The sequence below is a fragment of the Rhodopseudomonas sp. genome (genome assembly GCF_048594845.1).
Lineage (GTDB): Bacteria > Pseudomonadota > Alphaproteobacteria > Rhizobiales > Xanthobacteraceae > Rhodopseudomonas.
This window is the reverse complement of sequence record NZ_JBMDXE010000138.1, coordinates 1-7,869: the sequence shown is the minus strand read 5'-3', so window position 1 is coordinate 7,869 and position 7,869 is coordinate 1. Positions and strand designations below refer to the sequence as shown.

Here is a 7,869-nt window from a genome sequence, read left to right as displayed (position 1 = left end):
CCGTACAGATTCCGCTTCCCAGAGAAATGCCTCCCGCATGACCATCAGAGACAGCCTCCCCGCCGCCATCGGCAACACGCCCCTCATCAAGCTGAAGCGCGCGTCGGAGCAGACCGGCTGCACCATTCTGGGCAAGGCCGAATTCATGAACCCCGGCCAGTCGGTGAAGGACCGCGCGGCGCTCTTCATCATCAACGATGCGGTCAAGCGGGGCGCGCTGCGCCCCGGCGGCGTGGTGGTCGAAGGCACCGCCGGCAATACCGGCATCGGGCTGGCGCTGGTCGCCAACGCGCTCGGATTCCGCACCGTGATCGTGATCCCGAACACGCAGAGCCAGGAAAAGAAGGACATGCTGCGGCTGTGCGGCGCCGAGCTGATCGAAGTGCCAGCCGTGCCCTACGCCAACCCCAACAACTACGTGAAGCTGTCGGGCCGCCTCGCCGAGCAACTGGCGAAGACCGAGCCGAACGGCGCAATCTGGGCCAACCAGTTCGACAACGTCGCCAACCGCCAGGCCCACATCGAGACGACAGCACCGGAGATCTGGAAACAGACCGATGGCAAAGTCGACGGCTTCGTCGCCGCGGTCGGCTCCGGCGGCACGCTCGCCGGCGTGTCGATCGGCCTGAAGCAGTTCAATCCGAAGATCCGCGCCGTGCTGGCCGACCCGATGGGCTCGGCGCTGTACAACTACTACAAGAACGGCGCGCTGAAATCGGAGGGCTCGTCGATCACCGAGGGCATCGGCCAGGGCCGGGTCACCGCAAATCTCGACGGCGCGATCGTCGACGATGCCTATCAAATCGGCGATGAGGAGGCCGTGTCCGTGGTCTACGACCTTCTCGAACACGAAGGCCTGTGCCTCGGCGGATCGAGCGGCATCAACATCGCCGGCGCCATCCGCCTCGCCAAAGACCTCGGCCCCGGCCACACCATCGTGACCATCCTGTGCGACTACGGTAGCCGCTATCAGTCGAAACTGTTCAATCCGGACTTCATGCGCAGCAAGAACCTGCCGGTGCCGGCGTGGATGGAAACGAAGAGTACGATCAGCGTACCGTTCGAGGCGGTGTGAGAGCGTCGTAGCCTCGATGAAGCGAAGCGCAATCGAGGGCGAGCGGAGCGAATGGGTCGCTAACGTGTGAAAGTCCGTGGGCATCGTCCCGGATTTCGCTCCGCTCCATCCGGGCTACGACGCTCACCAATCCCTCGTTCGTCATTCCGCGGCGCTCGCGAACCCGGAATCCATAACCACCGCGGCGGCGTTGAGGCACGGCGTGGCAAAAACCTGCCGACACAGCAGCCTCAGGAGATATCGATTCCGGGCTCGCGCTGCGCGCGCCCCGGAATGACGAACGATAGCGCGGCGAGCGCAACTTTCATTCAATAGTCGTTGCAACCAGCCGCGGCATTCTCGAAATCGGATTAACCGAACGAGAACCGCATTCCAAAGACCTGCAGCGGCATCAACGCCAGCTTCATTCCTGACGTCGTTAGCTTGTACCAACAAGGGAACGCGTCATGCCCGTCCTCAGGTATTTCATTTCCGTCGGCCCCGCTTTGCTGGCGCTGCTGGTTATCATCAACGCGGTGTTCGGCGAAGCACCGCCGCGGTTCAACGACGTCATCTACGACAGCGCGTTGTACGCGCCACATGTCGCAGCTGCGAGCACGCGACAGCCGCGCGGCTTTGCTGACAATCTCACTCCGGCCGATCGCGTCAAACAGGTCTTCGGCCAGTTCTCGGCAAACGACGTCAAACGCCTGAAGCGCTATTCGTCGGCGGCCACCGCGACCTGACGCGCCGGCGGCACGGACCGCTCGCCGGGCCGTGAAGCTCAGCGCAGGATCTGGCTGAGGAACAGCTTGGTTCGCGCATGCTGCGGATGGGCGAAGAACTCTTCCGGCTCGTTCGCTTCGATGATCTGCCCGGCGTCCATGAACACGACGCGGTTGGCGACTTCGCGGGCGAAGCCCATTTCGTGGGTCACCACCAGCATGGTCATGCCTTCGTCCGCAAGGTCGACCATGGTGTCGAGCACTTCCTTGACCATTTCGGGGTCGAGCGCCGAGGTCGGTTCGTCGAACAGCATCACCTTCGGGTTCATCGACAGCGCCCGCGCGATCGCAACGCGCTGCTGCTGACCGCCGGAGATCTGGCCCGGATACTTGTTCGCCTTGTCGGGAATCCGCACCCGCTCGAGAAACTTCATCGCGGTGGCTTCGGCGTCCTTCTTCGGGATGTTGCGCACCCAGATCGGCGCCAGCGTGCAATTCTCGAGCACGGTGAGATGCGGAAACAGATTGAAGCTCTGGAACACCATGCCGACTTCGCGGCGGATGTCGTCGACGTGCTTCAGGCTCGGGCCGAGGTCGATGCCGTCGACCACGATCTCGCCTTCCTGAAACTCTTCCAGCGCATTGATGCAGCGGATCAGCGTCGACTTGCCGGAGCCGGACGGTCCGCAGATGACGATGCGCTCGCCGCGGCCGACGTCGAGGCTGATGTCGCGCAGCACGTGGAACTCGCCGTACCACTTGTTCAGCCCCGCGATCGAGACAATCGGTTTCTCGGCCATGGAGTATCCTCTGGTCAGGTGCGCCGGTGCGCGTTGAGGCGGTGCTCGACGAACAGCGAGTAGCGCGACATCGCGAAGCAGAACACGAAGTAGATCAGCCCGGTAAAGGCGAAGCCGGTGAACAGAGTGTTTGGTGTCGACCAGTTCGGATCGGCGAAGGCGGCGCGAAGCTGGCCGAGCAGATCGAACAGCGCCACGATCGACACCAGCGAGGTGTCCTTGAACAGCGCGATGAAGCTGTTGACGAGGCCCGGAATGACGTGGCGCAGCGCCTGCGGCAGCACGATCAGCCCCGTCGTCTTCCAATACGACAGCCCGAGCGCGCTGGCCGCCTCCGCCTGCCCGCGCGGGATCGCATTGAGGCCGCCTCGGATCACTTCGGCATTGTAGGCGCCGGCGAACAGCGCGATGCCGATCAGCACCCGCACCAGCCCGTCGACCGTGAAGTTGCCGGGCAGGAACAGCGGCAGCATGTAGGTGGCGAAGAACAGCACGGTGATCAGCGGCACGCCGCGCCAGAATTCGATGAAGGCGACCGAAAACACCCGGATCAACGGGATCGATGAACGCCGCCCGAGCGCAAGCGCGATGCCGACCGGCATCGAGCCGACGATGCCGGTGACGGAGACCACCAGCGTCACCAGCAGCCCGCCCCATTGCCGCGTGCCGACGATCGGCAGCCCGCCGCGGTCGAGCCGCAGCAGCGCGATCACCACGGCGATGCCGACGAACAGCCCCAGCACCACAAGCAGCGGCCACACGCCATTGCGCAGACCACCGCTGAGCGCGACCACCAGCGCGACGGCGATCAGCGCGGTGAGCCCGAGATCGATCCAGACCGGCTGGCCGGTGGCGGCGATCCAGTCGCGCAGCCAGATCAGCGGCGCGATCAGCCAGGACAACGCGGTGGCCAAGCCGAACACCGGCTTGCCGATCATCATCGCGAAGGTGCCGCCGGCCGCGAGCTTGCTGCCGGCTTCCGCGAGGCTGCCGATCAGGCCGGACAGCAGGTCGGCGATCCACGACACCGCGAAGCCGTCCAGCCCGCCGCCATGCAGCAGGAAGAATGCGACGACCGGAAACGCGATGAAGAACAGGCTGGCATTCAACGTCTTCGCCGGCGCCCGCGGGATCAGCAGCGGCAGCAGCAACAGCGCGGCGATCGCGAAGGTGAGATCGACGCGCCAACGTTCGGGCTGCGGATAGAAGCCGTAGATGAACTGCGACAGCTTGGCCTGCGCGAACGGCCAGCAGGCGCCGACATCGCGATGCAGCGTCTCGGCGAGACAGTCGGTGCGGTTGCTGCCGGTCCACACCGCGTCGATCAGCAGGAACTTCACCACCGGCACGGCGATGAAATACAGCAACGCCACGCCGATCAGCGTCAGAATGATGTTGGTCGGCGAATTGAACAGCCGCCCGCGCATCAGCGCGACGAAGCCGGTGGTGCGCACGGGCGCGGGCCGCGCCTGTACCTCCTGATCGCGGACGAAGGCGGGCGTTACCGATCCGAGCTCGCTCATGCGCCCATGCTCCGGTTGATCCGCCAGCTGTAAAGGCTCATCAGCGCGCTGGTGACCAGCGAGATCACCAGATACACGCCCATCGTGATGGCGATGACCTCGATCGCCTGCCCGGTCTGGCTCAGCGTCGTTCCGGCGAACACCGCGAACAGATCTGGATAGCCGATCGCCACCGCGAGCGAGGAGTTCTTGGTGAGGTTGAGATACTGGTTGGTCAGCGGCGGCAGGATCACCCGCATGGCCTGCGGGATCACGATCAGCCGCAGCGTTGCGCCCCGCGACAGGCCGAGCGAGGCGCCCGCTTCCATCTGGCCCTTGTGCACCGACATGATTCCGGCGCGGACGATCTCGGCGATGAAGGCCGCCGTATAGGTCGAGAGCGCCAGCGTCAGCGCGACGAACTCCGGCGGCAACCGCGAGCCGCCGGCGAAGTTGAAGCCCTTCAGCACCGGAATCTCGAAGCCGAACGGCTTGCCGAAGATCAGCATCGCGACCAGCGGCAGGCCGACCAGCGCGCCGACGATCCACGGCCACATCGTCATCGGCTTGCCGGTCGCGAACAGCCGCTGCCGTGCAACGATCGGCAAGATGATGGCGACGGCGATGCCGATCAGCAGCGCGACCAGAAAGCCATCCAGCCCGGCCTCGCCGACCGGCCGCGGCACGACGATGCCGCGGTTGGACAGAAAGATGCTGTCGAACACCGAAACGCTCTGCCGCGGTCCCGGCAACGCACCGAGCACGGCCAGATACCAGAACAGGATCTGGAACAGCAGCGGCAGGTTGCGCACCAGCTCGACATAGCCGCCGGCAATCCGAGAGATCAGCCAGTTCGGCGACAGCCGGCCGAGCGCGACAACGAAGCCGATGATCGTGGCGAAGAAGATGCCGACGACCGAGACCAGCAGCGTATTGACGAGCCCGACCAGAAACACCCGGGTGTAGCTGTCGGACTCCGAGTACGGGATCAGCGTCTGGCTGACGCCGAAGCCCGCGGTCTGCGTCATGAAGCCGAAGCCAGAAGCGATGCGCTGATTGGCAAGGTTCTCGCGAGCGTTGTCGACGATCGCGTAGCCGATCCAGCACAGCGCGGCGACGAACAGAAGCTGGGCCACCAACCCTTTCCAGCCTGAGCGCCCGCCGAGCGCGCGGCGCAGTTTAGCGCCGAGTTGCGCCGGCGGCCGTCGGGGCTCGATCGCCATCGCCGCGGTCCGCGCGTCAGCGGATCGGCGGCGCGTACATGATGCCGCCCTTATTCCAGAGCTTGTTCAACCCGCGGGCGATCTCGAGCTTGGAGCCGGTGCCGACATTGCGCTCGAACGATTCACCGTAGTTGCCGGTGGCCTTGATGATGCGCGCGACCCAGTCCTTGGTCAGGCCGAGCTGCTCACCGAGATTGCCGTCGGTCCCGAACACGCGCTTCAGCTCAGGCTTGTCGGACTTGGCCTGCTCGGCGACGTTGGCCTGGGTGATGCCGAGCTCCTCGGCATTGACCATCGCGAACAGCGTCCACTTGACGATGTCGAACCACTGGTCGTCGCCATGGCGAACCAGCGGGCCGAGCGGCTCCTTGGAGATCACCTCCGGCAACACAATGTGATCAGCCGGCGTCGTCAGCTTCAGCCGCATCGCATAGAGCTGCGAGACGTCCGAGGTGAACACGTCGCAGCGGCCGGACTCGTAGGCCTTGATCGCCTCGTCGGCATTGGCGAAGGCGATCACCTCGTACTTCATGTTGTTGCCCTTGAAGTAGTCGGCGACGTTCTGCTCGTTGGTGGTGCCGGTCTGCACGCAGATCGAGGCGCTGTTGAGTTCCAGCGCGGAATTGACCTTGAGCGCCTTCTTCACCAGGAAGCCCTGGCCGTCGTAGTAGCTGACGCCGACGAAGTTGACGCCGAGCGACGTGTCGCGCGACAGCGTCCAGGTGGTGTTGCGCGACAGCACGTCGATCTCGCCGGACTGCAGCGCGGTGAAACGGTCCTTGGCCGACAGCGGCACGAACTTCACCTTAGTCGGATCGTCGAACACCGCCGCCGCAACGGCGCGGCACAGGTCGACGTCGAGACCGGTCCAGTTGCCTTTGTCGTCGGGCGACGAGAATCCCGGCAGCCCCTGGCTGACGCCACAGGACAGCATGCCGCGATCCTTGACGGTCTTGAGGGTCTGCGCGTCCGCGCTCTGGGCCGCGAAGCAGGCGGCGACGGCGGCAGCGACAAGGGATACGCGTTTCATGAAGAAGCCTTTCGAAGCATGACTTGCCGCGTCAGTCGGCAATGAAGATGATGTGTGCTGGTTGTGGCCTGCGGCAGAGCAGCCGTTGGATCGGCGCTTCATGCTCGCATGACCATCGCTGCGGTTCCGTGCGGGTTGACCCCGGGGTCGACATCGGCGCGAGTCCCTCCGCACGGCGTCCAGACAGCTTGATTACATCACAGAACGAGTTGCCCGCCGGGTCAAGGGGTTGACGGGCAACTTCCCAAGACTGCTATTAGACATATCGTTCGGCAGCCGCAGCGCCGATCCGCGCGCAGCGATCGCGGCCATTCATCAGCGAGCCCGATATGGATTCTTCCGACCACGGCGACAACACCGCCTCGCCGCTCAGCCCACAGACCCTGCTGGTTACGTCGGGGCGCGACACCAAAGCGCAGAAGGGCTTCGTCAACCCGCCGGTGGTGCGCGGCTCCACCGTGCTGTATCCCACCGCCGAGGATTTGCACGCCCATCGCGGCGAGTATTCTTACGGACGCCACGGCACGCCGACCACCAAGGCCCTGCAACAGGCCTTGATGGCGCTGGAAGGTCCGGAATGCGCCGGCGTCGGACTGACGCCGTCCGGGGTGTCGGCGATCTCCACCGCGCTGCTCTCGGTGCTCAAAGCCGGAGATCATGTCCTGGTCTGTGACAACGCCTATCGGCCGACGCGGCTATTCTGCGACCAGACGCTGAAGCGCTTCGGGATCGAGACCAGCTATTTCGATCCGCAGATCGGCGCCGGCATCGACAGCCTGTTCCGGCCGAACACCGCCGCGGTCATGGTCGAGGCTCCCGGCTCGCAGTCGTTCGAGATGACCGACATTCCGGCGATCGCCGCTGTAGCGCATGCACGTGGCGCGCTGGTGATCGATGACAACACCTGGGCGACACCGCTGTATCATCGCTCGCTGGAGCAAGGTGTCGACATTTCGATCCAGGCCGGCACCAAATATATCGGCGGCCACTCCGACATCATGTTCGGCACTATCGCGGCGAACACGGCGACGTGGCCTAAGATCGCCGAGGGCATTCGCCAGCTCGGCGTCTGCGCGGGGCCGGACGACGTGTTTCTGGCGCTCCGCGGCCTGCGCACGCTGTCGGTGCGGCTGGCGCAGCATCACCGCTCGGGCCTTGAGATGGCGCGCTGGCTCGGCGAGCGCCCCGAGGTGCAGCGCGTGCTGCATCCGGCGCTGGAGAACGATCCCGGTCACGCGATCTGGAAGCGCGATTTCACCGGCGCCTCCGGCCTGTTCTCGATCGTGATGCAGGACGCCCCGCAGAAGGCGGTCGACGCCCTGCTCGACACCGTCCGCCTGTTCGGCATGGGCTATTCGTGGGGCGGCTTCGAGAGCCTGGTGATCCCGTTCGATTGCGCCAGCTACCGCAGCGCGACCAAATGGAATCCGGGCGGCCCGACCCTGCGGCTGCATATCGGGCTGGAGAGCACCGACGACCTCAAGGCCGATCTCGAGCGCGGCTTCGCAGCGTTCAACGCGGCACGGTAATAATCC

The 7,869-nt window shown here is 64.9% G+C and carries 7 protein-coding genes; 3 read left to right on the top strand and 4 right to left on the bottom strand.

Going from position 1 to position 7,869, the window contains the following annotated elements; all coding sequences use genetic code 11:
* Positions 1-37: 37 nt before the first annotated feature.
* Complete coding sequence (locus tag ACOJTD_RS08355; protein WP_420132455.1) at positions 38-1,075, top strand: cysteine synthase A; 1,038 nt, start codon at positions 38-40, stop codon at positions 1,073-1,075.
* Positions 1,076-1,521: 446 nt separating this feature from the next.
* On the top strand, positions 1,522-1,800 hold the full coding sequence (locus ACOJTD_RS08350) for a hypothetical protein (RefSeq protein ID WP_420132454.1): 279 nt from the start codon (positions 1,522-1,524) through the stop codon (positions 1,798-1,800).
* 38 nt (positions 1,801-1,838) lie between these two features.
* Here ACOJTD_RS08350 and ACOJTD_RS08345 read toward each other — a convergent pair whose 3' ends face one another.
* Genes ACOJTD_RS08345 through ACOJTD_RS08330 form a run of 4 tightly spaced genes read right to left on the bottom strand, consistent with a single transcriptional unit; the run spans position 1,839 to position 6,334 of the window.
* On the bottom strand, positions 1,839-2,579 hold the full coding sequence (locus ACOJTD_RS08345; protein ID WP_420132453.1) for an amino acid ABC transporter ATP-binding protein: 741 nt from the start codon (positions 2,577-2,579) through the stop codon (positions 1,839-1,841).
* A 14-nt stretch (positions 2,580-2,593) separates the two neighbouring features.
* On the bottom strand, positions 2,594-4,102 hold the full coding sequence (locus ACOJTD_RS08340) for an amino acid ABC transporter permease (protein ID WP_420132452.1): 1,509 nt from the start codon (positions 4,100-4,102) through the stop codon (positions 2,594-2,596).
* The gene (locus ACOJTD_RS08335; protein WP_420132451.1) at positions 4,099-5,304 is read right to left on the bottom strand and encodes an amino acid ABC transporter permease; all 1,206 of its coding nucleotides are present in this window, start codon (positions 5,302-5,304) and stop codon (positions 4,099-4,101) included. Before ACOJTD_RS08335 ends, ACOJTD_RS08340 begins: the two co-directional genes overlap by 4 nt.
* Positions 5,305-5,320: 16 nt before the next feature.
* Positions 5,321-6,334 (bottom strand): amino acid ABC transporter substrate-binding protein, encoded by a 1,014-nt coding sequence (locus ACOJTD_RS08330; protein ID WP_420132450.1) that lies wholly within the window; start codon positions 6,332-6,334, stop codon positions 5,321-5,323.
* Between the two features lie 329 nt (positions 6,335-6,663).
* On the opposite strand from ACOJTD_RS08330, the gene metC reads away from it, so the two are divergent.
* Positions 6,664-7,863, top strand: coding sequence for a cystathionine beta-lyase (metC, locus tag ACOJTD_RS08325; RefSeq protein ID WP_420132449.1), 1,200 nt, complete (start codon positions 6,664-6,666; stop codon positions 7,861-7,863).
* Positions 7,864-7,869 lie beyond the last annotated feature (6 nt).

Bases quoted from the DNA above. Each gene is read 5' to 3' on its own strand.
- ACOJTD_RS08355 (WP_420132455.1), top strand. From the start codon at position 38: ATGACCATCAGAGACAGCCTCCCCGCCGCCATCGGCAACACGCCCCTC.
- ACOJTD_RS08350 (WP_420132454.1), top strand. From the start codon at position 1,522: ATGCCCGTCCTCAGGTATTTCATTTCCGTCGGCCCCGCTTTGCTGGCG.
- ACOJTD_RS08345 (WP_420132453.1), bottom strand. From the start codon at position 2,579: ATGGCCGAGAAACCGATTGTCTCGATCGCGGGGCTGAACAAGTGGTAC.
- ACOJTD_RS08340 (WP_420132452.1), bottom strand. From the start codon at position 4,102: ATGAGCGAGCTCGGATCGGTAACGCCCGCCTTCGTCCGCGATCAGGAG.
- ACOJTD_RS08335 (WP_420132451.1), bottom strand. From the start codon at position 5,304: ATGGCGATCGAGCCCCGACGGCCGCCGGCGCAACTCGGCGCTAAACTG.
- ACOJTD_RS08330 (WP_420132450.1), bottom strand. From the start codon at position 6,334: ATGAAACGCGTATCCCTTGTCGCTGCCGCCGTCGCCGCCTGCTTCGCG.
- metC (WP_420132449.1), top strand. From the start codon at position 6,664: ATGGATTCTTCCGACCACGGCGACAACACCGCCTCGCCGCTCAGCCCA.